At 63.6% G+C, this 24,215-nt stretch carries 23 protein-coding genes, 2 tRNA genes and 1 riboswitch; of the genes, 8 read left to right on the forward strand and 17 right to left on the reverse strand.

The window, feature by feature from the left end:
• The first annotated feature begins 8 nt into the window (after positions 1 to 8).
• Positions 9 to 1,292, forward strand: coding sequence for an alpha/beta hydrolase (locus M1D51_RS14625; protein WP_458106996.1), 1,284 nt, complete (start codon positions 9 to 11; stop codon positions 1,290 to 1,292).
• 44 nt (positions 1,293 to 1,336) lie between these two features.
• Positions 1,337 to 1,744, forward strand: a complete 408-nt coding sequence (locus M1D51_RS14630; protein WP_172326086.1) for a hypothetical protein — start codon at positions 1,337 to 1,339, stop codon at positions 1,742 to 1,744.
• Positions 1,745 to 1,792: 48 nt separating this feature from the next.
• On the opposite strand, the gene M1D51_RS14635 is transcribed toward M1D51_RS14630, so the two are convergent.
• From M1D51_RS14635 to M1D51_RS14675, 9 genes are all read right to left on the reverse strand, one after another.
• Positions 1,793 to 1,865: transfer RNA gene (locus M1D51_RS14635), tRNA-Asn, on the reverse strand.
• A gap of 115 nt (positions 1,866 to 1,980) precedes the next feature.
• Positions 1,981 to 2,053 (reverse strand) — tRNA-Asn (locus M1D51_RS14640).
• Between the two features lie 53 nt (positions 2,054 to 2,106).
• Entirely contained in the window at positions 2,107 to 3,993 is a 1,887-nt protein-coding gene (gene dnaG / locus M1D51_RS14645; RefSeq protein ID WP_458106997.1) for a DNA primase, read from the reverse strand.
• 59 nt (positions 3,994 to 4,052) lie between these two features.
• On the reverse strand, positions 4,053 to 5,369 hold the full coding sequence (locus M1D51_RS14650) for a deoxyguanosinetriphosphate triphosphohydrolase (RefSeq protein WP_458106998.1): 1,317 nt from the start codon (positions 5,367 to 5,369) through the stop codon (positions 4,053 to 4,055).
• 64 nt (positions 5,370 to 5,433) lie between these two features.
• Positions 5,434 to 6,615, reverse strand: a complete 1,182-nt coding sequence (gene dusB, locus M1D51_RS14655; protein ID WP_458106999.1) for a tRNA dihydrouridine synthase DusB — start codon at positions 6,613 to 6,615, stop codon at positions 5,434 to 5,436.
• Positions 6,616 to 6,729: 114 nt separating this feature from the next.
• Complete coding sequence (locus tag M1D51_RS14660; RefSeq protein ID WP_458107000.1) at positions 6,730 to 8,232, reverse strand: YibE/F family protein; 1,503 nt, start codon at positions 8,230 to 8,232, stop codon at positions 6,730 to 6,732.
• Positions 8,233 to 8,380: 148 nt separating this feature from the next.
• Positions 8,381 to 9,343 (reverse strand): GNAT family N-acetyltransferase, encoded by a 963-nt coding sequence (locus M1D51_RS14665; RefSeq protein ID WP_172324117.1) that lies wholly within the window; start codon positions 9,341 to 9,343, stop codon positions 8,381 to 8,383.
• A 2-nt stretch (positions 9,344 to 9,345) separates the two neighbouring features.
• Complete coding sequence (locus tag M1D51_RS14670) at positions 9,346 to 10,731, reverse strand: glycine--tRNA ligase (RefSeq protein ID WP_458107001.1); 1,386 nt, start codon at positions 10,729 to 10,731, stop codon at positions 9,346 to 9,348.
• Positions 10,732 to 10,844: 113 nt separating this feature from the next.
• The gene (locus M1D51_RS14675; protein WP_458107002.1) at positions 10,845 to 11,849 is read right to left on the reverse strand and encodes a DMT family transporter; all 1,005 of its coding nucleotides are present in this window, start codon (positions 11,847 to 11,849) and stop codon (positions 10,845 to 10,847) included.
• A 23-nt stretch (positions 11,850 to 11,872) separates the two neighbouring features.
• Here M1D51_RS14675 and M1D51_RS14680 point away from each other — a divergent pair, with 23 nt between their 5' ends.
• Positions 11,873 to 12,100, forward strand: a complete 228-nt coding sequence (locus M1D51_RS14680) for an RNA-binding S4 domain-containing protein (RefSeq protein ID WP_458107003.1) — start codon at positions 11,873 to 11,875, stop codon at positions 12,098 to 12,100.
• Positions 12,101 to 12,170: 70 nt separating this feature from the next.
• Here the strand turns inward: M1D51_RS14680 and M1D51_RS14685 are convergent, their stop codons facing one another.
• Positions 12,171 to 12,821: an alpha/beta hydrolase gene (locus M1D51_RS14685; protein ID WP_458107004.1), complete on the reverse strand. Its 651-nt coding sequence runs from the start codon at positions 12,819 to 12,821 to the stop codon at positions 12,171 to 12,173.
• Between the two features lie 70 nt (positions 12,822 to 12,891).
• Here M1D51_RS14685 and M1D51_RS14690 point away from each other — a divergent pair, with 70 nt between their 5' ends.
• The 3 genes from M1D51_RS14690 (at position 12,892) to M1D51_RS14700 (ending at position 15,430) form a co-directional block, all read left to right on the forward strand.
• Entirely contained in the window at positions 12,892 to 13,734 is an 843-nt protein-coding gene (locus tag M1D51_RS14690) for an SGNH/GDSL hydrolase family protein (RefSeq protein WP_458107005.1), read from the forward strand.
• Between the two features lie 28 nt (positions 13,735 to 13,762).
• Positions 13,763 to 14,905 carry a winged helix DNA-binding domain-containing protein gene (locus M1D51_RS14695; RefSeq protein ID WP_458109595.1) on the forward strand — a complete coding sequence of 381 codons (1,143 nt, stop codon included), beginning with the start codon at positions 13,763 to 13,765 and terminating at the stop codon, positions 14,903 to 14,905.
• A 90-nt stretch (positions 14,906 to 14,995) separates the two neighbouring features.
• Positions 14,996 to 15,430, forward strand: coding sequence for a hypothetical protein (locus M1D51_RS14700; RefSeq protein WP_458107006.1), 435 nt, complete (start codon positions 14,996 to 14,998; stop codon positions 15,428 to 15,430).
• Positions 15,431 to 15,459: 29 nt separating this feature from the next.
• Here the strand turns inward: M1D51_RS14700 and metX are convergent, their stop codons facing one another.
• A complete protein-coding gene (gene metX, locus M1D51_RS14705) occupies positions 15,460 to 16,581 on the reverse strand; it encodes a homoserine O-acetyltransferase MetX (protein WP_458107007.1) in 1,122 nt (373 codons plus the stop codon).
• Between the two features lie 15 nt (positions 16,582 to 16,596).
• A riboswitch (SAM riboswitch) is annotated at positions 16,597 to 16,713 on the reverse strand.
• A 152-nt stretch (positions 16,714 to 16,865) separates the two neighbouring features.
• Positions 16,866 to 18,182, reverse strand: a complete 1,317-nt coding sequence (locus M1D51_RS14710) for a bifunctional o-acetylhomoserine/o-acetylserine sulfhydrylase (RefSeq protein ID WP_172324120.1) — start codon at positions 18,180 to 18,182, stop codon at positions 16,866 to 16,868.
• Positions 18,183 to 18,407: 225 nt separating this feature from the next.
• On the opposite strand from M1D51_RS14710, the gene M1D51_RS14715 reads away from it, so the two are divergent.
• Positions 18,408 to 19,046: a VOC family protein gene (locus M1D51_RS14715; RefSeq protein WP_089594306.1), complete on the forward strand. Its 639-nt coding sequence runs from the start codon at positions 18,408 to 18,410 to the stop codon at positions 19,044 to 19,046.
• Positions 19,047 to 19,163: 117 nt separating this feature from the next.
• Here the strand turns inward: M1D51_RS14715 and M1D51_RS14720 are convergent, their stop codons facing one another.
• Entirely contained in the window at positions 19,164 to 19,937 is a 774-nt protein-coding gene (locus tag M1D51_RS14720; protein ID WP_458107008.1) for a CPBP family intramembrane glutamic endopeptidase, read from the reverse strand.
• Between the two features lie 23 nt (positions 19,938 to 19,960).
• Between M1D51_RS14720 and M1D51_RS14725 the strand changes: the two genes are divergently transcribed.
• The gene (locus M1D51_RS14725) at positions 19,961 to 20,641 is read left to right on the forward strand and encodes a histidine phosphatase family protein (RefSeq protein WP_458107009.1); all 681 of its coding nucleotides are present in this window, start codon (positions 19,961 to 19,963) and stop codon (positions 20,639 to 20,641) included.
• Between the two features lie 19 nt (positions 20,642 to 20,660).
• On the opposite strand, the gene M1D51_RS14730 is transcribed toward M1D51_RS14725, so the two are convergent.
• Genes M1D51_RS14730 through M1D51_RS14745 form a run of 4 tightly spaced genes read right to left on the reverse strand, consistent with a single transcriptional unit; the run spans position 20,661 to position 24,213 of the window.
• Positions 20,661 to 21,452, reverse strand: coding sequence for a DeoR/GlpR family DNA-binding transcription regulator (locus M1D51_RS14730; RefSeq protein WP_458107010.1), 792 nt, complete (start codon positions 21,450 to 21,452; stop codon positions 20,661 to 20,663).
• Positions 21,453 to 21,476: 24 nt separating this feature from the next.
• Positions 21,477 to 22,331, reverse strand: a complete 855-nt coding sequence (locus M1D51_RS14735) for a class II fructose-bisphosphate aldolase (RefSeq protein WP_172325809.1) — start codon at positions 22,329 to 22,331, stop codon at positions 21,477 to 21,479.
• On the reverse strand, positions 22,313 to 23,281 hold the full coding sequence (locus tag M1D51_RS14740; RefSeq protein ID WP_458107011.1) for a 1-phosphofructokinase family hexose kinase: 969 nt from the start codon (positions 23,279 to 23,281) through the stop codon (positions 22,313 to 22,315). The genes M1D51_RS14735 and M1D51_RS14740 overlap by 19 nt, the downstream gene beginning before the upstream one ends.
• Positions 23,278 to 24,213 carry an ROK family protein gene (locus tag M1D51_RS14745; protein WP_172325807.1) on the reverse strand — a complete coding sequence of 312 codons (936 nt, stop codon included), beginning with the start codon at positions 24,211 to 24,213 and terminating at the stop codon, positions 23,278 to 23,280. The genes M1D51_RS14740 and M1D51_RS14745 overlap by 4 nt, the downstream gene beginning before the upstream one ends.
• Between the last annotated feature and the right edge of the window lie 2 nt (positions 24,214 to 24,215).

The raw sequence follows: 24,215 nt of genomic DNA on the forward strand, positions 1-24,215 counted from the left end.
TGCTAGCCATGGACGATCTCCTGAAGCTTGAAATCAGCGGGCCGGTGGTCATGACCATTGCCGGGGCGATCGGCGTCGTGTTCTTCCTGGTGCTGTTCCTCAGGCCCTCGGCCCGTTGGGCGCTGACCGCAATCATTGCCATTGTGTCCGCTGCATTGCTGGGATGGTTGACGGTGTGGATCATTGAGGACGTCTTGGACGTCTTCCACGTGGGCCTGACTCCCCGGGTATGGTTCTGGGCCATCTCCTGCTTCGCAGCGCTGGGACTGGCCGTAGTCAGCTTCCGCCATAGCCGTGCTTGGCGGAAAGTGGTGGCTGCGTTCTCCATCCCTGTGTTTCTTCTGGTCGCGGCGCTGGGCATCAACACCGAGTTCGGGCTGAACAAGACGCTGGGCTCGGCCCTGGGGATTTCCACTGAGGGTGCCATTGCGTTGAACAAGCCCAACCCTGATGCGTCCATTCCTGCAGGTCCGCTGTGGCAGAGCTGGAAAGCCCCTGCCGGAATGCCAGCCAAGGGCGAGGTAGGAACCCAGGTGATTCCGGCCACGGCCTCAGGCTTTGACGCCCGGCCGGCCGGCATCTACTTGCCTCCGGCGGCTCTGACGGACAATCCGCCCAGGTTGCCCTTGTTCGTCCTGATGATGGGCCAGCCCGGCCTCCCGGACCCCCAGTATGTCTCGGCGGCCTTGGATGACTTTGCAGCCAGGAACAACGGCCTGGCCCCCATTGCGATCGTCGCGGACCAGATCGGTCCGGATGAGAACGACACCCTCTGCTTGGACACCGCCAAGTACGGCAACGTTGAGAAGTACATCAACGAAGACGTGGTGAACTGGGCCCAAGCCAACCTGAACATCCTTCCCGACAGGGAGCATTGGACCATCGCCGGTTACTCCAACGGCGGCCAATGTGCCATCTCCTTCGCCGTCAAGTACCCCAAAATGTGGGGCAACGTGGTGGACATTTCCGGTGAGGAGTTCCCGGGCGCCGAAGACCCCGCCGGCAACCTTGCAAGCATCTTCGGCGGCAAGCAAGCGGACTACGATGCCCAGAAGCCCATCAACATCATGAAAGGCAAGCAATTTCCGGATACGACAGCCGTTTTCACCGTTGGCTCTGACGATGTGACGTACGTGGCCGCCGCGAAAGCTGTCTCTGCGGCGGCACAGGCTGCAGGGATGACGGTGACCTACTACGAGGTCCCCAACGGCGGACACGTGGGTCTGGCCCTGAACGCGGGCCTGACCAAAGGTTTCGAGGTGCTGTACCCCCGCTTGGGGCTCTCCCGCTAGCGCTTCCCCTGTTGCGCGAGTCATGCCGGCGATAAAGTTGAGATGTGCCCCATTGGCAAGAGCTGCAGCCGTTTCCGGCACCGTGGCAGCGTCGGGATGAACGCATCCTGCCGTTGTGGTGGGACCGTCTGTGCTCAGTGACCAGCCCCCAGTCGGCCGCCCTCTACGCCGCAGGGCTCTTCACGGATGATCGCCGCAGGCCCATTGCCCAGTGGTACAACCCCGAAGCCGACGCAGCCCTGCTGGTTGCGCCGGAGACGTCCCCTGAGTGGCCGGTACAGCGGTTCGGAATCTTCTATGCGCCGCCGGGTGGCGGTTTCAGCCGCGTCTACTCGGCCCCGCATGAATGGCATCCGCGCGAACCGAGGACCCCGCCCACTGAGCAGGATTCATTTCTTGCCGCTGTTGCCGAGGCCGCCCGTTTCCTGCAGGTGGAAATGGATTTCGTCTAGGAAAAGACGAACCCCGCACCGGCATGATGCCGATGCGGGGTTCCGGTGCTCCTCCGACTGGACTTGAACCAGTAACCCTTCGATTAACAGTCGAATGCTCTGCCAATTGAGCTACGGAGGAATGAAGCGGTTATGACTTTAGCAAAGGTTCTACCCGAATGCGAAATCGGCTCCCCATACCCCGTGGGGGTATAAAAATACCCCCGTCCCGGAGACCGGAACGGGGGTATTGTGCGCTCCTCCGACTGGACTTGAACCAGTAACCCTTCGATTAACAGTCGAATGCTCTGCCAATTGAGCTACGGAGGAATGAAGCGGTTACTAGCTTAACAGGGCCCCGCCGGAAAACGAAATCGGGGTTCTCAGCCGTCCGAACGCAGCGCCCGGCGCTCCATTTCCAGTTGCATCAGCTCGCGGTTCAGCCGCTGGAATTCCTCCGGATTGGCTCCTGCGTCCAGGCGCTGCAATTGGCCCATCTTGTCTGCTTTGATACGGGTGATCTGCAGTTCAAACAGGCGGGCCAGGATGTCTCGGCAATACCTCTGCATGGCCTCCGGGGTACTGGCGGGCAGGGGGGTCACTGCAAGCTCGGAGACCAAGGCACGCAGGGGTTCGGGAACCTCCTGGCGGACCTGCTCCACCCAAGCCACCGGATCAGCCGCGTGGGCGAGTCCCGCAGCCCGCACGGCCGTGTGGACGGCGGCGTAGGCAGGGGTGGCAAAGTGCGAGGCCTCGAAACGCTCCCATGCTCCCCCACCCAGCACGCCTGGCTCCTGGAGCACAACCTCCAGCGCCTGGCGTTCCATCCCTGCGATGGGATCCCGGGGATCGGGCCGTTGAAAGACAGGACCGCCCGACGGCGGTGCTGCCGCGGACTGCTCAGCTGCACCTGCCGGTGCTGGCGCACCGGCTCCGGAAGAGACACGCTTGGCGGCGGCGCCAACAAACCGGCTGACTTCTTCTATGGGCATGCCCAGCCATCCTGCAAGTTCCCGGGTATAACCGGGCCTGGCAGCGGAATCCCTGATCTGGGCCACCACGGGAGCGGCTTCACGCAGTGCCGCAACGCGGCCTTCCACGGTGTCCAGGTTGTGCCTGCGCAGCGAGGCCCGGATAGCGAACTCAAAGAGTGGTTTCCGCGTGCTGATGAGATCGCGCACCGCGGCGTCGCCCTTGAGTTGGCGAAGATCACAGGGATCAGCACCCGTGGGCTCCACGGCAACGTAGGTCTGGGCCTGAAAGCGCTGGTCTTCTTCAAAAGCCCTCAGGGCAGCCTTCTGGCCTGCGGCGTCACCGTCGAAGGTGAAGATGACCTCGCCGCCGCTGCCATCGTCCGACAACAGCCGCCGGGCCACCTTGATGTGTTCGGTCCCGAAGGCAGTACCGCAGGTGGCTACCGCCGTCGCGACTCCTGCAAGGTGGCAGGCCATGACGTCCGTGTACCCCTCCACCACCACCAGTTGCCGCTCCTTGGCGATATTCCGCTTGGCGATGTCGATCCCGTAGAGGACCTGCGATTTCTTGTAGAGCGTGGTCTCCGGGGTGTTGAGGTATTTGGGTCCTTGATCGTCCTCGTAGAGCTTGCGGGCGCCGAACCCGATGGTGTCCCCCGCGATGTCCCTGATGGGCCAGATCAGCCTGCCGCGGAAGCGATCATAGATGCCCCGGTTTCCTTCCGAGAACATCCCGGTGAGTTTCAACTCGGCATCGGTGAATCCGCGCCCACGGAGGTGCTTGAGCAACGCGTCCCATCCTTGGGGTGCGTATCCCACGCCAAAGTGTTCGGCGGCGGCGCGGTCGAAACCACGGCCATCGAGGAAGTTCCGCCCCTCGGCGGCGCCGGGGGTCAGGAGCTGGGCGCGGAAGAACTCGTCGGCTATTTTGTGGGCGTCCAGCAGGCGTTGGCGTTTACCCACTTCTTCACGGCTGGGACCGGTGCCGCCGTCCTCGTAACGAAGCTCGTAGCCGATCCTGGCCGCCAGTTTCTCCACGGCCTCGTGGAAGGAACTGTGGTCCATCTTCTGGACGAAGGAGATGGCGTCGCCGTCCTCGCCGCAGCCGAAGCAGTGGTACCGGCCTACTTGCGGGCGGACGGTGAAGGAGGGCGAGCGTTCGTCATGGAAGGGGCAAAGGCCCTTGAAACTGCCCAGCCCGGCACCCTTGAGCGTGACGTAACCGTCAACGACTTCCTTGATATCCGTGCGCTGGCGTACTTCATCGATATCTTCACGTTTGATCAGGCCAGCCACGTGACCATCCTAGTCGCTTGCCCCAAGGGTCCCCGCCGTTGACGGAAACGGCCCAGCAGTTACCAGAGCGAGGGAAGACTGCCCACAAGCCGCTCGTACATTGCCAACGCGGAGACGTCCGTCAGCGAGGCAACCTGGTCGATCACCACTCGAAGCCGGGCACCGTCGTCGACGGCGTCACGCCAGTCAGCGGCGAACATCGGCTCCAGGTGACGGTCGCCGGTGGCATTCAGAACACCCACCAGCGCGTGCAGCACTTCGCGCTGGCGCTCGTACACCGGCTGGCGGTGGTCCGTGGAAATCACGAAGGTGGTGGCCAAACCCTTGAGGACGGCGATTTCGGCGACGGTGTCCGCGGGGACCATGAGCTCAGCGTCGTAACGGGTCAGGTTGGCCGGGCCGAAGTGAGCACGTGTTGTTTCCATGGCGCTCTGGCAGAACCGGCCGATCAACTGGCTGGTCATGTCCTTCAACGCAGCCATGGATTTTCGGCTGCCGTCAGCTTCGCAGACCCAAACCTTGGTGGCCTCCAGCCGGGCCAGGGCGGCGTCAATTTCAGCGGGGTCGTTGTGGGGCAAGTACCACTGCTTGGTGTAGCCCACCACACGCGCCCGGTGGTCCGGATTTTCCATCCATTTGAGCTGGAAATGGCCGGCAACAATCGCATCTTCAACGTCATGGACGGAGTAGGAGATATCGTCGGCGAGGTCCATCACCTGGGCCTCAATGCAGGATCGGTTGCCCGGAGCGCCTTCCCGGAGCCATTCGAACACCGGAAGATCGTCTTCGTACGCCCCGAACTTGCTGGTGCGGTGGCCGTGGATGACAGGGGCGTCGACGGCGGACCATGGGTATTTGGAGGCGGCGTCCAGGCTGGCACGGGTCAGGTTGAGGCCTGCCGGCCTGCCGTCCTCGCTGAGGACTTTGGGTTCGAGCCGGGTCAGCAGGCGCAGTGTTTGTGCATTGCCTTCGAATCCGCCGATGGTGTGCGCAACTTCATTCAGTGCGGACTCGCCGTTGTGCCCGAAGGGCGGATGTCCAAGATCGTGGCTCAGGCAGGCAGTGTCCACGACGTCGGGATCGCAACCCAGCGAGCGGCCCAGTTCGCGGCCCACCTGGGCCACCTCGAGGCTGTGCGTGAGCCGGGTGCGGACAAAGTCGTCCGTGTCCGGTGCAACTACCTGTGTTTTCGCACCGAGCCTGCGCAGGGCCGAGGAGTGCAGGACCCTGGCACGGTCCCGTTCAAAATCCGAGCGATAGTTGCTCTTGCGCGGCTCTTCGACCCACCGCGCGGAATCTGCCTCGGCGTAACCGGGAATGGCCAGCACAAAATCGTGGGCCGTCCCGTCGTGGCCAAGTATCGCTTCGGTTCCCATGGGTATCTGCCTCCTTCAAGCGCCGGGGTGTGGAGCTTCTTGAGTCAGTCTTACACGTGTGAGGCTAGCCGCCCGAAACGTCCAGCTCTGCGGCCGAGATATCCGCGCTCTGTTCAGCGTTCAGCTGACGGCTGACCAGCCAGTCTTTGGGCAAGGCAGGCTTCTTGGGCGAACCGGCACGGCCGCGGGGACCCTCGGAATCCACTCCGGGGTACGGCGAATCCATGTCCAGCTCGTCCAGGTATTCGCGCAGCACCTCAAGAGTGGGGACGGTGGCCAGCTTGGCGCGAAGCTCGCCGCCCACTACGTAGCCTTTGAAGTACCAGGCCATGTGCTTGCGGATTTCGCGGAGCGCCTTGTATTCGTCGTTTCCGAACGTCTCCACCATCAGCTCAGCGTGGCGGTATACGCCTTCTGCCACTTCACGCAGTCCTGGGCGGTGCCGCTGGTCGCTGCCCTCGAAGGCAGCCTGCAGGTCACCGAACAGCCAAGGCCTGCCTTGGCAACCACGGCCCACTACTACGCCGTCCACGCCGGTTTCCCGGACCATGCGGACTGCGTCCTCAGCGGACCAAATATCGCCATTGCCCAGCACCGGGATATCCGGCAGGGCTTCACGGAGGCGGGCGATGGCGGACCAGTCGGCCTGGCCGGAATAGAACTGGGCTGCTGTCCGGCCGTGAAGCGCGACGGCGGCCACACCGGCGTCGCGGGCAATGCGACCGGCGTCGAGGTAGGTCAGGTGGTCCTCGTCGATGCCCTTGCGCATCTTGATGGTCAGGGGAATATCACCCTTGGAGGCTTCCTTGACCGCTGTGTTCACGATGGAGGTGAAGAGGTCGATCTTCCACGGCAGGGCCGAGCCGCCGCCACGCCGGGTGACCTTGGGCACGGGGCAGCCGAAGTTGAGGTCGATGTGATCCGCGCGGTCCTCTTCCACCAGCATCCGGACTGCGGCGCCTACGGTCACCGGGTCCACGCCGTAGAGCTGCACGGAACGGACTTTCTCGTCCTCGTCGTGCGAGATGATGCGCAGGGACTCCGGCGTGCGCTCCACCAGGGCGCGCGAAGTCACCATCTCGGCCACATACATGCCGCCACCGTATTCACGGCAGAGCCTGCGGAAGGCGGAGTTGGTGATGCCGGCCATCGGGGCAAGGATTACCGGGGTGTCCACGGTGATCCCACCGAGCTTCAACGGAGGGAGCTCGAGCTTTGGTGCGGGGGGCGTTGCTACAACAGTCACCTATCCATTGTTGCAAAGATGGGCAAATCGGCGGACAGCCTGCCCCGAACCCTGCCCTGTTCGACCACGCGTGCGTAGTACGGCGGGAGTGGCGAACAAGAGCAGGGCCCGGGCTTAGGTGGCGTCGTTCGTGTCTCCGCGCCGCTCCGCTTCCCGTTGGGCGCGGCGGCTCCCCGGCTGCGCCGGCTTGCCGGAAGCGTCAAGGTGCTCACCGGCGTCGTGGTCTGCTTGCGGACCGGAACCCACGACGGCGGCAGCGGCCGCCAGCGAACCGGTGTCCTTAAGCTCATCTGCAGTGACGGCGGGGCCGCCAGCTGCAGTGAGTCGCTTCATGCCCGTGGCCTTGACCACCAGGACGGCGATCAGTGTGGTGACCGGGATGGCGAGAACCAGGCCAATGGAGCCCACCAGGGTCCGGATGACTTCCTCGGACAGTTCGGCGCTGGTCAGCGCCTCGGCCAGCGGGCGGTCATAGAGCATCACGATGATGAGGATGGGAAGCGCGGCACCGGCATAGGCAAAAGCGATGGTGTACACGGTGGAGGCGATGTGGTCCCGACCAATCCGCATGGCTGAGGTGAACAGCTTGCGCGCAGTGGTGTTGGGGGCGAGTTCGTAGAGTTCCCACACCGCGGAGGACTGTGTGATGGTGACGTCGTTCAGCACGCCAAGCCCGGAGATGATGAGGCCGCAGAGGATGATCCCGGAAATCGAGATCTGGGGTGACATGTTCACCAGCGTGGAGGCGTCGTGGTTTCCCACACCGGCCAGGTTGGCGGCGTCGGTAGCCCAGGCCGCCAGCAGCGCGGTAATACTGAGCCCAAAGATAGTGCCCAGCAGCGCCGTGGATGTTCGCGCCGAGAATCCGTGGGCAAAGTACAGGACCCCGATCATGATCACCGTGGAACCCACCAAAGCCAGCAGCAGCGGCGGTTTGCCTTCCACCAATCCCGGGAGGATGAAGCTCACCAGGACGAAGTAGGCGCCCACCAAACCAAGCAAGGCCCTGAAGCCCCGCCAGCGTGCCACCGCAATGACCACCGCCGCGTACAAGACGGCCAGGATGGCGATGGGGATGCTGCGGACGAAGTCAACGAAGACGTAGGCCGGAGCGCCGCTGCCGGCAGCCGTGCCCTGAACCGCGGAGAGGTTGAGGTACCGGATGGAGTCCCCCACGTCCACGCCGTGGGACATGGCGACATCAGGGTTGATGACCACCTTGACGACGTCGCCGCCCTTGTCCGGCTCCGTAAAGGCGAAAGTGCACTGCGACCCGCCTTGGTTGGGATCGGTTTGGCCGGAACCGGACTGGTCGGTGGACTGTCCGGTGTTGCTCTGGCCTGTGCCCGCCTGCCCCGTTTGCGTGCAGCTTTCCACCACCACGCTCTGGATCCGGCCGGTATCGAACGTCACCCCGGGAGCAGCCTGGTAGGGGCTGGAGAAGGTGATTCCTTCCCGGCTGCCCGAGGGCCACATGACCATCATGGCCACGAGCGTCAGGACCCCCAGCGGAACCAGGATGGCCGCCAGAATCCAGTTGGCCCTCTTCCGCGAGGCAAGGGCCTGCGGCGTTGGCTCGGAACTTTCAGATTGTCCGTGGGAGTGACCGTGGCCCATCAGCTGCAAAACCTCATGCCCTTAACCCTACGCGGGACCTTGCCCACCACAGGCTTCGGCCATTAAAAGCGAAGATCCCGTGCCGCCCGCAGGACGCGGGCAGCACGGGATCTCCCAGAGCAGAAGCAGCCAGACGCTATAGCAACGATCAGTCGCTGACGATCAGAGTGTCCGCGCCCCTGACATGGGCCTTGCCGGACTCCAGCAACGGCTCCAGAACTGTGCGCAGGGCGGTCATGGACTCGTCCACTTCCAGCAACACAGGGTGCTGGTAAGCGATGAGTGCCAAAAGGTCCCGCACCGCAGCAGCTGCATCCTCGGGCGACAACCGGGGATCGTGTCCAAGGAACACGTCCGAAGGCTCCTCGGAGTTGCCCTGGGCGTAGCTGATGGCAAAAGCCTGGATCTTTCCCTTGCGGCTCGCCGGTATGCCCTGGCCGAAAGCGCTGGCCTTGGGGGCGCGCAGGACGATTGCCCCGTGGGCGCCGGTCAGGTCATGCAGGAACAAACGCTGCACAGTGGCAATGCTGAGTTCTCCGGGGCTGTCCCAGTGATGCACGTGGGAGTAGTACGCGCCGACCACCTCGCTCAGCTCCACCGAACCGGTGGCCAGGTCCTCCACGCGCTCCGAAGCGGCTTCCTCCGAACCGTCACCGAATCGCGGCAAGGACAGCGGTTCCGGCTTCACTACCACCAGCTGGGAACGCTGAATGGGTGTCAACCCCGCCGCTGCGGCAAAGGCAGCACCGGCAGTATCCGGCTCCACCTTGCTGCGCAGCTTCGAGACGCCCGACGGCGAGTTCCCGGCTTCCCGGCGCAGCATGGTCAGGAGGGTGGCACCGACGCCCTCACGGCGGTGATCCTTGGCAACCTCAATGTACGCCCAGAGTCGCTCCGGGTGCAGGGAGGCCTCGTGGACCACGCCGGCAGCGACGGGAATACGCACACCGTCCACCACGTCCTCAGCCACGATGCAGCGGCGCCAGGGCTGATTGCCGGACGGCGCCAGGGCTGCACGGAACTGCTCAGCGGGAAGGGTCTCCGGGCCACCCCAGATTTCCAGGAGGGCGAGGTCGTCGCCCTCCTTCCATTCGCGGTATTCCAGTGCCACGGCTAGGCGCCGATCAGGCGTACTGCCAGGTAGCCCTCAACCTTGTCCAAGGACACACGTTCCTGGCTCATGGTGTCGCGCTCGCGGATGGTGACGGCCTGGTCTTCCAAGGTGTCGAAGTCCACAGTGATGCAGAACGGGGTACCGATTTCGTCCTGCCGGCGGTAGCGGCGGCCGATTGCGCCGGCGTCGTCGAAGTCGATGTTCCAGTTCTTGCGCAGCTGGGCTCCCAGGGCCTTGGCCTTTGGAGACAGGTCCTCGTTGCGGCTCAGCGGCAGGACGGCGGCCTTGACCGGGGCCAGGCGCGGATCCAGCTTCAGCACTGTGCGGACATCGACGCCGCCCTTGGCGTTGGGTGCCTCGTCCTCGGTGTACGCATCGATCAGGAAGGCCATGAAGGAGCGGGTCAAGCCGGCGGCCGGCTCGATCACGTACGGCGTGTAGCGCTCGTTGGTGGCCTGGTTGAAGTAGCTCAGGTCCGTGCCGGAAGCCTTGGCATGGGTGGAGAGGTCGAAGTCGGTGCGGTTGGCGATGCCTTCGAGCTCGCCCCACTCGGAGCCCTGGAAACCGAAGCGGTACTCGATGTCCGTGGTGCCCTTGGAGTAGTGGCTGAGCTTCTCCAGCGGGTGTTCGAAGAAGCGGAGGTTGTCCTCACGGATGCCCAGGTCCGTGTACCAGGACATGCGTTCCTTCATCCAGTACTGGTGCCATTCTTCATCGGTGCCGGGCTCGACGAAGAATTCCATCTCCATCTGCTCGAATTCGCGGGTACGGAAGATGAAGTTGCCCGGCGTGATCTCGTTACGGAACGACTTGCCGATCTGGCCGATGCCGAACGGCGGCTTCTTACGGGACGTGGTGAGCACGTTGTTGAAGTTCACAAAGATGCCCTGGGCAGTTTCCGGGCGGAGGTAGTGCATGCCCTCTTCGCTGGCCACCGGGCCGAGGAAGGTCTTGAGCAGGCCGGAGAATTCCTGGGGCTCGGTCCACTGCCCACGGGTGCCGCAGTTTGCACAAACGATGTCCGCCAAGCCATTTTCCGCCGGGCGGCCCTTCTTTTCCTCGTACTCTTCTTCGAGGTGGTCTGCGCGGTAGCGCTTGTGGCAGGACAGGCATTCGACCAACGGGTCGGAGAAGACCTCAACGTGGCCGGAGGCTTCCCATACCTGGCGGGGAAGGATTACGGAGGAGTCCAGGCCTACAACGTCCTCACGGCCGCGGACCATGCTCTGCCACCACTGGCGCTTGATGTTTTCCTTCAGTTCGGCGCCGAGGGGACCGTAGTCCCACGCCGAACGGGAGCCACCATAGATTTCACCGGCCTGAAAGACAAAGCCCCTCCGCTTGGAGAGGGAAATGACCTGGTCAAGGACGGATTTTGCTGCCATGGGTAACTCCATTTGTTCTACAGGGCCGCTGGGTGCGGTCCGCGGTGGTGTGCCCCGGAATCCGGACGAGGTTGTCCGGCGGGGTGCTGGGGGAAAGTGTGTTGGTTCCTACCCTACCGGCCTTTGGCAGGGCCTCTTGGTGCGAATGCTCCCTTGGGCCACGGCAACGTAGCCACGATGATCGCGGCGAGTGTCAGGACCGTACCCAACACCGTGGGCAAGGCGACCACCGCACCGGGACTGGGGATCACGACGTCGAGCACCAACGATCCCACCAGCTGCCCGGCAATCATGCCCAGGCCGGTAATCAGTACGCCCAGGCTCCTGACCAGGAGGGCAGCGAGCCCGATGAAGAGACAGCCCATAGGCCCGCCGAGGTAGTACCACCACTCGGCAGGCAGCGGGTTGCCGGGTCCGGCGACGGCCAGCTTGATGAGCCATGCGATCCACAGGATGGCTGAACCGGCAATGAAATTGACCAAGGTAGCTGCGATGGGCGTGCCGTAATGGACTGTGGCGGTCCCGTTCATGGCCTGTTGGAAACTCATGAAGAAACCGGCGGCCAGCGGCAGGAGGACCGGCAGCAGTAGCGAGGCAATGTCCGCGTCGCCGCTGAACCGGGGAGACACAGCCCACGCCACGGCTGCCACAGTCAGGACGCTGCCGATGACCCGGACTCCCGTGATGGCGCGTTTGCCGCCGGGACCAATGCCCATCCGGTCCACCAGCAGTCCGCTCAACGTCTGCCCCGTCACCGCAGCCACCGTGAACAGGGCGACACCAAGCAGTGCCACCGTGAACGATTGCGCGAAAACGAACAGTGCCCCGATGGCACCGGCCATGACGTAGAAACGCGGAAAGCTGCGGTTCCGGACAGCGGGGATGATGCGCTGAAGGCCCGATCTGCCCCTGGGCGTCGCGAATGAGATGGCGGTAATCAGCAGCAGTCCTGTGGTGAAGCTCACCACGGCAGCTGCGATGCCGTCCTCCAACCGGGCACCGAGGGCTCCATTGATCCTTCCCTGAAGCGGGATCACCAAGCCTGTTGCTACTGCAATGGGGAGGCCAACGGCCAGCGGAAGGGTGGGACGGGGAGAAGGCTGCGGCACCGTCACCACACTACTTCAGGCATCATTGCAGTATGAGCACTCCGGAAATTGAAGAAATCCCCATCCGCGACGACATGATCCGCCTTGGCCAGCTCCTGAAGCTTGCCAACCTCGTGGAGGACGGAGTGGAGGCCGCGGAGCTCATCAAGAACGGCCTGGTCAAGGTCAATGGCGGGATCGATGACCGCAGGGGCCGCCAACTCCATGTTGGCGACACCGTAACGGTCAACGGCCAGACAGTCCGGATCACTGCCGCCTGACCCCCTGGTTTTTGTACAGATAACGCCCTTTTGAATGACTTTTAGGGGCGTTATCTGTCCAAAAACTGCGTCAGTCAGTCAGGACTTTGTGGGTCAGGAATTCGCCCACGTGGCCGATCTCCTGCTGGTTGATGCCGTGCCACATTCCTGTGTAGAGCACTTTGGTCAGGTCAACGTGCTTGCGCACCCAGCCCATGGTGTATTCGATCTTGTCCTGGGTGATGACGGGATCCTGCTGGTCCCGTCCCCAGAACATGGGCAGCGAGCCGTCCAGCTCGTGGTCCCGGAAGGCGGCGTCAGCGCCGGCGTCGATCACGAAGCCTGACAGCCCGACGACGGCGGCGAAGTCCGCGGGACGGTAGCGGAGCATGGTGGTGGCCATCGCCATGCCCATGGAGAAGCCCAGCAACGTCACCGAGGAGTGGTTTGCCTTGACCGTGTCCAGCCATTCAAGGGCATACTCGGCAGCCTGCTTCACAGCTTCCAGCGAGTAATCGATGGAAGCTGTCAGCGGGAACCAGGTGAAGCCCGGCCCCATGGGCATCGGCGCACGGAGGGCTGCCACCACAAACCCGTCCGGCAACAGTCCTGCGAGGCTGAAGAGATCGTCCTCTTTGGAGCCATAGCCGTGCAGAAGCACCAGGAGGGGCTTGCCTGCGCGCTCGGCTTCGTCATGGGACCACAGGACAACAGGGGCGGGAAATGCGGGAGCTTCAGTCATGGGTCCATTCTTGCAGTTACCCACAAGTAACAACCTACGGTGGCGTAGGGTCGAGGTCACGGGGCAGGATATGAGCGTGAGTGAGAACAATCCTTTACTGAAGCCCGGCGAGCCGGTTCAAAAGCACCCCTGGACCCGTTACGTAGCACTGGGTGACTCCTTTACCGAGGGCATCGGCGACCCCGAACCCCGGAACCCCGGCGGGAACCGTGGGTGGGCGGATCGGGTTGCAGAGGAGCTGGGCCGCAGCCAGGAAGACTTCGCATACGCCAACCTCGCCATCCGCGGCAGACTGCTGCAACAGATCATCGATGAACAAGTCGGCCCCTGCCTGGAATTGCAGCCTGACCTTGTCTCCATTTCCGCTGGCGGAAACGACCTCATCCGGCCAGGCGGCGATCCCGACCTCCTGGCCGAAAAACTCGATGCCGCCGTCGCTGAGCTAAGTTCCGGCGGCGCCAGTGTGGTCCTGTTCAACGGTCCGGACACCGCAGCTTCGGTGCTGGGGCGGATCCGCGGCAAGGTGGCCATTTACAACGAGAACCTTAGGACAGTGGCGGCACGGCACGACGCCGTCATTGCGGACATGTGGTCCTTGCGGCAGTTGGCAGATCCTCAGATGTGGGATGCGGACCGCCTCCATTTCTCGCCGCTGGGCCACCACACCATCGCCATGATGGTCCTGGACTCCCTCAACGTCCAGCACACCCTTGAGCCGCTGATGCCTAAGTCCCTTCCCCCGCGGACATGGCGCGAGGCCCGCTCATCGGACCTCGTCTGGGCCCGCGAGTACTTTGTCCCGTGGGTCATCCGGCGACTCCGGCACCAGTCCTCCGGTGACGGTATTACCGCAAAGCGCCCGACGCCGGGTCCCGTCTTCGGGCCAAGCGGTACCTTGCTGCCGCGGCGCTGACGTGACGGCCCTGGCTGACGGCCCAGGCGTGACCGCCGAGACCATTCGCAGCATTCGGCTACGGCGGCAGCAACTGCGGCCTCCCTGCGCCGAAAGCCCCGGGGAAGTGGTCCGGAATCTCCTTGCCGTCCAGTCACAAGAATTTCCCTATGCCCGGTGGACCGTTGCACAAAGGACACCTGCTTCCACTTCCCCGGACGTGGAACAGGCCGTCGCCGAGGGAACCATCCTGCGAACCCACATCCTCCGGCCCACCTGGCACTTTGTGCACCGGGACGATCTTGGCTGGCTGATGGGGCTCTCCGCGGACCGTCTCCATCAGGGAAACAAAGGCATGTACCGCCAAACAGGGATCGATGAGGACTCCGCCGGCCGAAGCGGCCTTATCCTTGCTGCAGCCGTTGCAGATGGAGCCCATAAGACCCGCGAGGAATTGGCCGAAGTCTTGGGAAAGTCCGGCTTTCCCAGCAAGGGCCTGGGTTTCATTTACCACCTCATGCACGCCGAAATCAGCCGCATCCTGGTGAGCGGCAGCCCCATCCGATCCGCCGGGGGCGCGCTGAAGCAGACGTACGCCCTCTTCGAGGAGCGTGTGCCGGGTTTCCTTCCTGCGCCGTTGACCGTGGAGGACCGGGAGCGGGCCCTGGGAACCTTGGTGCTCCGCTACTTCGGCAGCCGGGGACCGGCCACCATCAAGGACTGCTCCGCATGGTCCGGACTGACCATGAAGGACGTAAAACTGGGCCTCCACGTGACTGAGGAACTTTCGCCCGGCGCCCTGGCTTCGGTAACCCTGGACGGTTTCGAGTTTTACCTGGCCACGGAAGACGTCGGCGAGCTCACCCTTGGAAGGCGCACGACACCTCCGGATGACGCAGGACTCCCCCGGATTGACCTCCTCCAGTGCTATGACGAATACGTCATGGGCTATTCCCAGTCCCGGCATTACCTGGGCGGGACAGCGCCATACTTCCCCGAGGACAACGGGCCCATGCATGTGGTCCTGATGAACGGCAGGTTGGCCGGATGGTGGCGCCATGGCTTTTCCGGCGGAACCTGCCAGCTGGACGTCCGGATGAACCGTCCTCCAAGCCCTTCCGAGCAGGAGGCCCTGGACGCGGAAGTGGCACGCTACGGCCGGTTCCTGGGTATGGAGGCCCGGCTTCTCTGAGCCGTTCGGCGCAGGGAAGGGAGCTCTTGCCGGCAGAATCCGGGCTAGCTGGCAGGACTAAGCTGGGATAAGACCTAGGAGGCCTGCACTGTGAACAATCTGATCTTCTGGATCATCGTCTGCTCGTGGCTGATTCCGCTCGGGATCCGCATGTACAACCGCTCCCGCGCACGCCGGATCCAGCAAGGAACCTTCCGCGAGCCCGGCTACCCGCCGCAGAACCTGCCCGGCCCGGGCTTCCCGCCACAGCAGAACTACCCCGGCCAGCCCTACCCCGCGGAAAGTTACCCGCAGCAGAACTACCCGGGCCATCCGTCCGAGCCGTCCGTCATCCGCCCGGCGGAACCGGCACCGCAGGAGGGGTCGTCGTCGGGGGCTTCATCCCCCGCACCGTTCCCGTCTACCAGCGGATCGCCGCAAGGCTACCGTGCCCGCAAACTGGCAGAGCTGGATGAGAAATTCAGCAACGGCGAGATCGCCATGGAGGATTACATGAAGCAGCGCGGCGAGATCATGAACGGCTAGCCCACCGGGATGCCAAGGCAGCCTGCAGGCTAGGCGAAGAAGGCCTCGCGCAGCTGGGGAGAGAGCTGCCCGATTTCAGTGAGGAAGCCGTCGTGGCCGATCGGAGCCTCAATGACGTGGACCGGAACATCACCGGGCAGGGCTGCCGCCAATTCCCGGGATTGCGCCGGGAAGTACAGCCTGTCGCTGTCCACTGCGGCCACGAAGAAATCGGCGGTGGTCCTGGACAATGCCGCCTCCAACGATCCCCGTCCACGGGCGACGTCGTGGGACATCAGGGCTTCGGTGATGGCGATGTAGCTGTTGGCGTCAAAGCGGCGGACGAGCTTTGTCCCTTGGTGATCCAGATAGCTCTCCACCTGGTACCGGCCACGCTCCCCGAGCACCTGGGCAGCCAGCGGCGTCTCCTGGTGCTGGGCTTCCCGACCGAAGCGGAAATCCAATTCCAGCGCCGATCGATACGTGATGTGGGCGATCCGCCGCGCCAAGGCGAGCCCGTGTTCAGGGGCATTGCCTGCGTAGTAGTCGCCGTTGTTGAAGTTTGGGTCCTGGCGGATGGCCAGTGTTTGGGCCTGAGCGAAAGCGATCTGCTCGGCGGTGCTGTAGGCGCCTACTGAAATCACGGCGCAGCGTTTGACGCGCTCGGGGAACGTCACAGCCCATTCAAGGGCGCGGGCACCGCCCATGGAGCCACCCAGGACGGCGTGCCAGGCCTCGATTCCCAGTGCATCGGCAAGGCGTGCCTCTGCCACGGTGCTGTCGCGCAGGGTGACCAGCGGGAAACGTGAGCCCCACGGCCGGCCGTCGGGTGCTTCCGAAGAAGGCCCCGTGCTTCCGTAGCACCCTCCCACAATATTGATGGAGATCACGAAGAACTTGTCGGTGTCGATCGTGGCGCCAGGGCCCACCAGCTGCTCCCACCAGCCTTCCTCATCCGTGGCTCCGCGGGCTACGTGGGTACTGCCTGTGAGCGCATGCTGGATGAGCACGGCGTTCGAGGCGTCCGCGTTGAGCTGCCCCCAGGTTTCGTACGCCAGGACGACGTCAGGAAGGAACCCGCCGGCTTCAAGTTCCAACGGCCCGATGCCGGCGTACTTGACGGTCCCGTCTTCTTCTCCGGATTTAGGAAGGGCTGTAGCAGTAATGGTCATTCCTTTGACACCTTAACCTCGCGCTTGCCCGTCGCCTTGCGTGCGAACAGGCCAGGTCTTCACCCGGGGCACCCCACCGCGGAGGAGGGTTGCCGGCCAGCAAGCCGGGGCTATGTGCTGGCACTCATGACCTAATACGAAGAGTCTAGGAAATACAGGGCGGTTCTGGCGAAGAATGTGACAACAGTGTGACGGTTTTTGGCGGCATCGTTCGCCGAACAGCACCCTGGAATGCCGCCCGGCGAACAATTGACGGCCGGACGGCCCTCCACAGGAGTGCGGCGTCAGGCCCCCTTGGCGGCCCGGAACCCGGCTTCAAGGTCCGCGATGATGTCATCCACGTGTTCGATGCCCACGGACAAGCGCACCAAGCCCGGGTTCACGCCTGCAGCGACCTGCTGCTCCACTGTCAGCTGGCTGTGCGTGGTGGAGGCCGGGTGGATGACCAGCGAGCGGACGTCGCCGATGTTGGCAACATGCGAGTGCAATTCCAGACCATCCACGAACCGCTTGCCTGCTTCGACACCGCCCTTGATGTTGAAAGCAACAATGGCGCCGGTGCCTTGGGGACCGTACTTCCGTCCCCGGTCATACCAAGGGCTGGAAGGAAGGCCGGCATAGGCGACCGATTCGACGTCGTCGTGGCTTTCGAGCCACTCGGCCACCTTGGTGGCGTTGGCGACATGGCGCTCCACCCGCAGGCTCAGCGTCTCCAGGCCCTGGGCAATCAGGAAGGCATTGAACGGTGCCACGGCTGAGCCAAGATCGCGAAGCAACTGGACGCGGGCCTTCAAAATGTAGGACAAGTTGGCGCCCAGCGCTCCGTCCTTGCCGAGGTCCCGGGCGTAGACCAGTCCGTTGTAGCTCGGGTCCGGGGTGTTGAAGCCCGGGTAGCGCTCCGGGTCCTTGCCGAAATCGAAGTTGCCGGAATCCACAATGACTCCGGCAATCGCAGAGCCGTGCCCGCCGAGGTACTTGGTGGCGGAGTGCACCACGATGTCGGCGCCCCACTCGATGGGACGGATGAGGTAGGGCGTGGACAGCGTGTTGTCGACGATGAGCGGCACGCCGGCCTCGTGGGCAGTGCGCGCTACACCCTCGATGTCCAGCACGTCCTGGCGCGGGTTGGACACAACCTCGCCGAAGAAGAGCTTGGTATTGGGCTGGACAGCATCGCGCCACTGGTCCAGGTTGTCCGGGTCCTGGACGAACGTCACCTCGATGCCGAACTTCTTCAAGGTGTGCGCCAGCAGATTGTAGGTGCCGCCGTACAGGCTGGGGCTGGCAACGATGTGGTCGCCGGCCTCCGCGATGTTGAGGATGGCAAAGGTCTCCGCAGCCTGGCCCGAGCTCAGCAGGAGCGCGCCCAAGCCGCCTTCCAGGCTCGCGATGCGCTGCTCCACAGCGTCCTGGGTCGGGTTGCCGATCCTGGTGTAGATCGGCGCCAGTTCGGCCAGGGCAAAGCGGTTGGCTGCGCTCTCGGCACTGGGGAACACGAAGGACGTGGTCTGGTAGATCGGCAGGGCCCGCGCTCCGGTAGCGGAGTCAGGCTCCTGACCTGCGTGGATCTGGCGGGTTTCGAAAGACCATCCTTGGGACATGGAGTTCTCCTGTTCGTGGCGCATTGGTTCTGTGGAAACGTGCTGCATGTGAGCTGGGGCCAGTCTAGGAAGTGTCCGGAGCCGAAGACAGCTTTGTGACGCCGATGGAATCTTTCGGACTTTCAGCGTCCCTGCATGACGTCAGTTGGCACCGGTTATACACATCCCACCTTAGTTAGGCTTGACTTAGCTGAGACCCCGATCACAAAGTGCCAAGATGAAGCCATGCGCATGGATCACGTCTCTTACGCCTGTGAACGAGATGGCCTTTTGGCCACTACCGAACGAATTTCCGCGGCACTGGGAGTGGACGCTGTCCGGGGCGGAGTGCACCCGCGCTTCGGCACCCGGAACATGATCATTCCCCTTGCGGATAACAAGTACCTGGAAGTGGTGGAGGTCCTGGACCACCCCGCTTCCGACAAAGCACCTTTTGGCCAGGCAGTACGAGCCCGCTCGGCTGCCGGCGGTGGCTGGATGGGCTGGTGCGTCGCTGTTGATGACCTGGCACCGTTCGAGGACCGCCTTGGCCGCTCCGCTGTTCCGGGCAACCGCAAGTTCCCCGACGGCCGCGAACTGGTGTGGCAGCAGATCGGCATTCTGGGCTTGATCGCAGATCCCCAGGTCCCGTACTTGCTCAAGTGGGAGGGCGACCCCTCACTGCACCCGTCAAGGATCTACGAAAGCGACGTCAAGATGTCCAGCCTGACTATTGCGGGCTCGGCGGAACGCGTCACCGAATGGCTCGGAGAACCGGTGGAAAAGCCGCTCGAGGACGTTGCCGTCCAGTGGATGGCGCCGCACGGCACCCCGGGAATCATGTCAGTAACTTTCGAAACCGCCTCCGGAGCCGTCACCATCTAACGCCCCACCCCTCCGGGCGCGTCCCGGCCGGTCAACCCTGCCCGGAAAAACTTCGGCCGCCATCAGCGGGTGCCAATGACGTCACCCACCGATGGCGGCCGGATACTTTTAACCGCCCTATCCGAGGCCTATCGCCTTGCCGAACAAACTGAAGCCGACAAACGCCACAATGTCCAGCAATGCGTGGGCAATCACCAAGGGCATGACCCGTTTGGTCTTGGTGTAGATCCATGCGAACACCAAACCCATGACCACGTTGCCGATGAACGGCCCGAAGCCCTGGTACAGGTGGTAACTCCCCCGCAGGACGGCGCTGACCACAATGGCCACCGGCATGCTCCAGCCGAACTTGCCGAACCGGTCCATGAGGTATCCCACCACGATCACTTCTTCAACAATCGCGTGCCGCACGGCCGAGAGAATCAGCACGGGCACAGTCCACCAATACGCGTCCAGGCCGCTGGGGATGATCGCCGTGGTGATGCCCAGGGCCCGGCCGGCAGCATAAAGGCCCAACGATGGAATGCCGATCAGGGCAGCCAGACCCACACCGTGCAGCAGGTCCTGGCTTGGCCGGGCAAAATTGAAGCCGAGTCGCGCGAATGCCGAGCCGGTGTCGACGTCGCGGTTTCCCTGGAGATGAGTGGACAGGAAGTAGAACACCAGGGCCACGGGTACCAGTGCAAAGACGATGTCCAGCAACTGGTAGGTGAGGTCAAAGTATTCGCGGGTGTTTTGGGACCGGTTCAGGGTTGACGTGGCGTCGGCCAAGGGAGCCCGCGTCATCTTGTCCAAAAGTTGCACCACGGAGTAGACGGCCGACTGGCCCAGGGACAGACCCAGCACAATAAGTACTTCGGCGCGCAGGCGTCGGCGGGAAGCAAGGAACATGTACCCACCCTATGCTTGGTGGGATGGGTGCCCCAGCGAGAATTTTCATGATCCGGCACGGCCAGTCCGCCGCGAACGCCGACACGTCCATCTACAACCGTGTGCCGGACTACCGGATCCCCCTGACGGAACTCGGCGTAGAGCAGGCCCGCGTTGCCGGCGAGGACCTTCGCCGGAAGCTGGACGGGCAGCAGGTCTGCGTTTACGTTTCACCCTATTTGAGGGCGTACCAGACCCTGGAGGCGTTGAACCTTGGTCCGTTGATAGAGCGGGTCATTGAGGAGCCCCGGCTTCGTGAGCAGGACTGGGCCAACTTCCAGATCGCCGGGGAAATCGAGGATCAAAAGGAGCTCCGCAACCTCTACGGCCACTTCTTCTACCGGTTCCGTGAGGGTGAGTCAGGCTCTGATGTCTACGATCGCGTGTCCTCGTTCATGGAGACCCTCTACCGTCACTGGCAAAAGCCTACGTATGCGCCCAACACCCTCTTGGTGACCCACGGACTGACCATGCGCCTGTTCTGCATGCGCTGGTTCCATTGGACGGTTGAGTACTTCGAATCCCTCAACAACCCGGACAACGCCGAGGTGCGCACGCTGATCAAGAACGACGACGGCCAGTACAGCCTGGACTCACCGTTCAGCCAGTGGGTGCCCAGGGATGTTGACGATTCGGTGCTGCACGCGCCCAGGATGCGGTTCTAGGACTCCCTGGGCAGTACAGCTAGCTGGGTGATGCGACGATGACTTCCGTGCCCTTGGCCTCGAAGGCAGCCTTGTCCTCCGCGCTGATCCCGGAATCGGTGATGAGGTGCCTGAAGTCGTAGCCCGCCATTGCGGCGAAGGAGCGGCGGCCCACCTTGGAGGAGTCTGCCACGACGTAGGACTCCGTGGCGCGGCGTGCCATCACGGTGTTGACCATGGCTTCACCTTCGTCGGTAATGGTTGGGCCGAGGTCCGGGTCCACGCCGTTGACGCCGATGAACGCAATGTCCAAGGCCACTTTTTGCATGATGACGTCCGTGTAGGGACCCACGAGCTCGTAGGAACGCGGGTTGAGGATGCCGCCGGTGACCATGATCTTGATATTGGGCCGGACCGCCAGCTGCGAGGCGATATTGATGGCATTGGTCACCACCGTCAAAGTCGGCCTGTTGGATGGCGCGTTGAGGTCTTCGCGGGTGGAGAGCAACTGGGCCAGTGCAGTGTTGGTGGTGCCACCGCTGAGTCCGATCACGGCACCTGGCCGGATCAGGGCTGATGCAGCCTGGGCAATGTCCTGCTTGGCCGCAGCGTGGTCGTCACGGTTGTAGCGGCCGGGGAGGTCATAGGCCACCGATCCCGTGGTGGCGCCGCCCCGGGTGCGGCTGAGGAGCCGTTGCTTGGCCAGGCTGTCCAGGTCACGCCGGGCCGTGGCTGGTGACACGCCCAGACGCGTCACGATGTCCTCGACTTCCACATGGCCGGACTCGGCCAGGAGATCGAGGATGGCGGTCAGCCGATCGGTGCGGGTCATGACGGGCCTTTCACGGGTTCGGAGCTATTTCGCTTTAGCGAACAGCGTCAGCATACGTGCGGACTCCAGCACAAGGGCATCACGGCCGGCTTTGATGTACTTCCGGGAATCCACCACTGCAGGGTTGACTTCGAGGTACTCACGGACGGCGCGGGTAAAGAACCCGTTCAAATGTGTGGATACGTTGATTTTAGTCATACCCGCGCCGATAGCGGCTACGAGCATCTCGTCCGCCACACCTGAGGAGCCGTGCAGGACCAGTGGTTTTCCCACGGCGGTCTTCAGCCGGGTGATCAAATGCAGGTCCAACGCGGCGCTTCGCTCCGTCATGGCATGGGAGGAACCAACGGCCACGGCGAGCGCGTCTACACCGGTTGCTTCAACAAATGCATGGGCTTCGGCGGGGTCGGTCCGGACGCCCGGTGCGTGGGCACCATCCTTACCGCCCACTTTGCCCAATTCGGCTTCGACGTAGACACCGCGTTGGTGGGCGTAGGCGGCGACACGCTGGGTAACCTCGACGTTCCAGTCATAGGGCAGGTGCGCGCCGTCGTACATGACCGAACCAAAGCCAAGGTCCACGGCTGCAAGGGCGAGGTCTTCGGATTCTGCATGGTCCAGGTGAAGTGCAACGGGCACTGCGGCGGAACGGGCGATCGCAAGGGCCGCTGAAGCGATCGGTTCGAGTCCACCGTGGTACTTGGCGCAGTTCTCGGAGATCTGCAGGATCAACGGAACACCCGCCGCTTCGGCTCCGGCCACCAGGCCTTCGGCGGTTTCAATATGGATGATGTTGAACGCGCCCTGGCCCGTGCCGGAGGCTGCGGCCCTGTCCATGAGTTCGCGTGTATTGACCAGGGTCACCGGGTCTCCTTCCATGTCACGATCAGTTGGTCTTGAAGTTCCTGGTAGCGCGGTGAAATCTCACCGGCGGCCGGCATGAGCACGGCAGCTGCGGACCAGGCGGTGGCCCGGCGGAGTATTTCGCGCGGTTCGGTGATGCCTTCGGCGAGTGCGACGGCGGCAGCCGCCACACCGGCGTCGCCCGCCCCTGTGGGGTTGCCGCTCAGTGCCTCGGGCAGGCGCGCGCTCCAGTAACCGCCTGGAGCTGCGTGGTCGAAGGCGAGCATGCCCTCAGCCCCGGCACTGACCAGAACTGTCCGGGCGCCCATGTCGATCAAGGCGAGCGCTGCCGCTTCAAGGCTGGTTTCTCCGGTCGCTTCGGCAAGCTCATGATGATTTGGTTTGAGGATGTCGGCGCCGGTCTTGGCTGCGGCGATGATACCGGGACCTGAGGTGTCAATGATTGCCGGGATACCGGCGTCGTGGGCCAGGCGCACCAGCTCCGGATAGAAATCAGCCGGAGCACCCGGTGGCAGGCTTCCCGAACCCACCAGGACGGAGGCCGGCAGGTTCCGGTTTCCGCTGACGGCGTCAACCAAGGCAATCCGGAGTGAGCGCCAGTCGTCCGGCAGGAGTGCCTGGCCCTCTTCGTTGAAGATGGACGTTTCTCCGGCGACCGTATCCACCAGCGCGATGCTGCGGCGGGTCTCGGCTGCAACTCCCACCAGCGTGTGGGGAACGCCGCTGGTCCAGAGCTCAGCGGCAAGGGTTTGCCCCGCTGCACCGCCGGTGGGGGCAATGGCCAGAACAGGGTAGCCAAGCTGGTGCGTCACGCGGGCAACGTTGATGCCCTTGCCGCCGGCCCGGCTCAAGGGTGTGGGTACACGGTGGCTGGCGCCCTCGGTGATTCCCTGCACGGTGTAGGTCATGTCGATAGCGGGGTTCGCGGTAACTGTGATGATGCGGTTGACGTTGGCTCGCTTCATTGTGCTGCTCCCAGGAGTGCCCGTGCATTCAAGGCCGCACCGAGCAACCCCGCGTTTTGTCCCAGTTGGGCCCTGATCAGCTGGGGGCGTCGCTGGAAATCGAGGATCCGGTCCACTTCCACCCGGAGGGGCTCCAGCAGTTCGTCCCCGGCTTCGGCCAGGCCGCCGCCGATCACTACCGCTTCGGTTCCCATGATGTTGACGCACTGGCAGATGGTGAAGGCGAGGGCATCCACGGCATCGGCCCAGATACGGGCGGCTGTTTCATCGCCGTCCCGCGCCCGGAGCAGGACACCACGGGCACCGTTCACGCGGTTCCCGGAGGCCCGGTAGTAGCGTTTGGCGATGGCACCGGCCGATCCCACGGCCTCGAGGATGGTGGAGCCGGCGGGGCCGGGGCCGGCGTCGGGGTCCGGGACTTGGGCATGGCCAAGCTCACCGGCGAAACCGCCTGCGGTCACGGCCTTGCCCCCTGAGAAAACGGCTGCTGCGATGCCGGTCCCCACCACCATCACCACAACGTCCTTGAACTCTTTGGATCCGCCGAAGCTGTGTTCAACGGCCGCAGCGGACCGGACGTCATGATCAAAGGCCACTGGAATCCCAAGTCGCTTTTCTGCCTCGGCAGTGAACGGGAAATTACGCCAGCCAAGATTGGCCGAGTAGACGCCTATGCCGGCAACGGAGTCCACGATGCCCGGGACGATGATGCCGGCCGCCCGGGCGGGGGCGTCCGGGAACTCATCAGCCAATTCCGCTTTAAGCTCCGCCAGCCGGTCCAAGACAGCTTCCCCGGGGCGCGCAGGATCCAATGGTGTAGGTACACGGCGCATGCCCAGGACTGTCCCGCGGGCATCCACCAAGCCGGCCTTGATATCGGTCCCGCCAACGTCGAAGGAGAGGACCGGTGACTCTGCGGCTCCGAGAACCATGA

It is taken from the genome of Arthrobacter sp. R3-55, assembly GCF_054161505.1.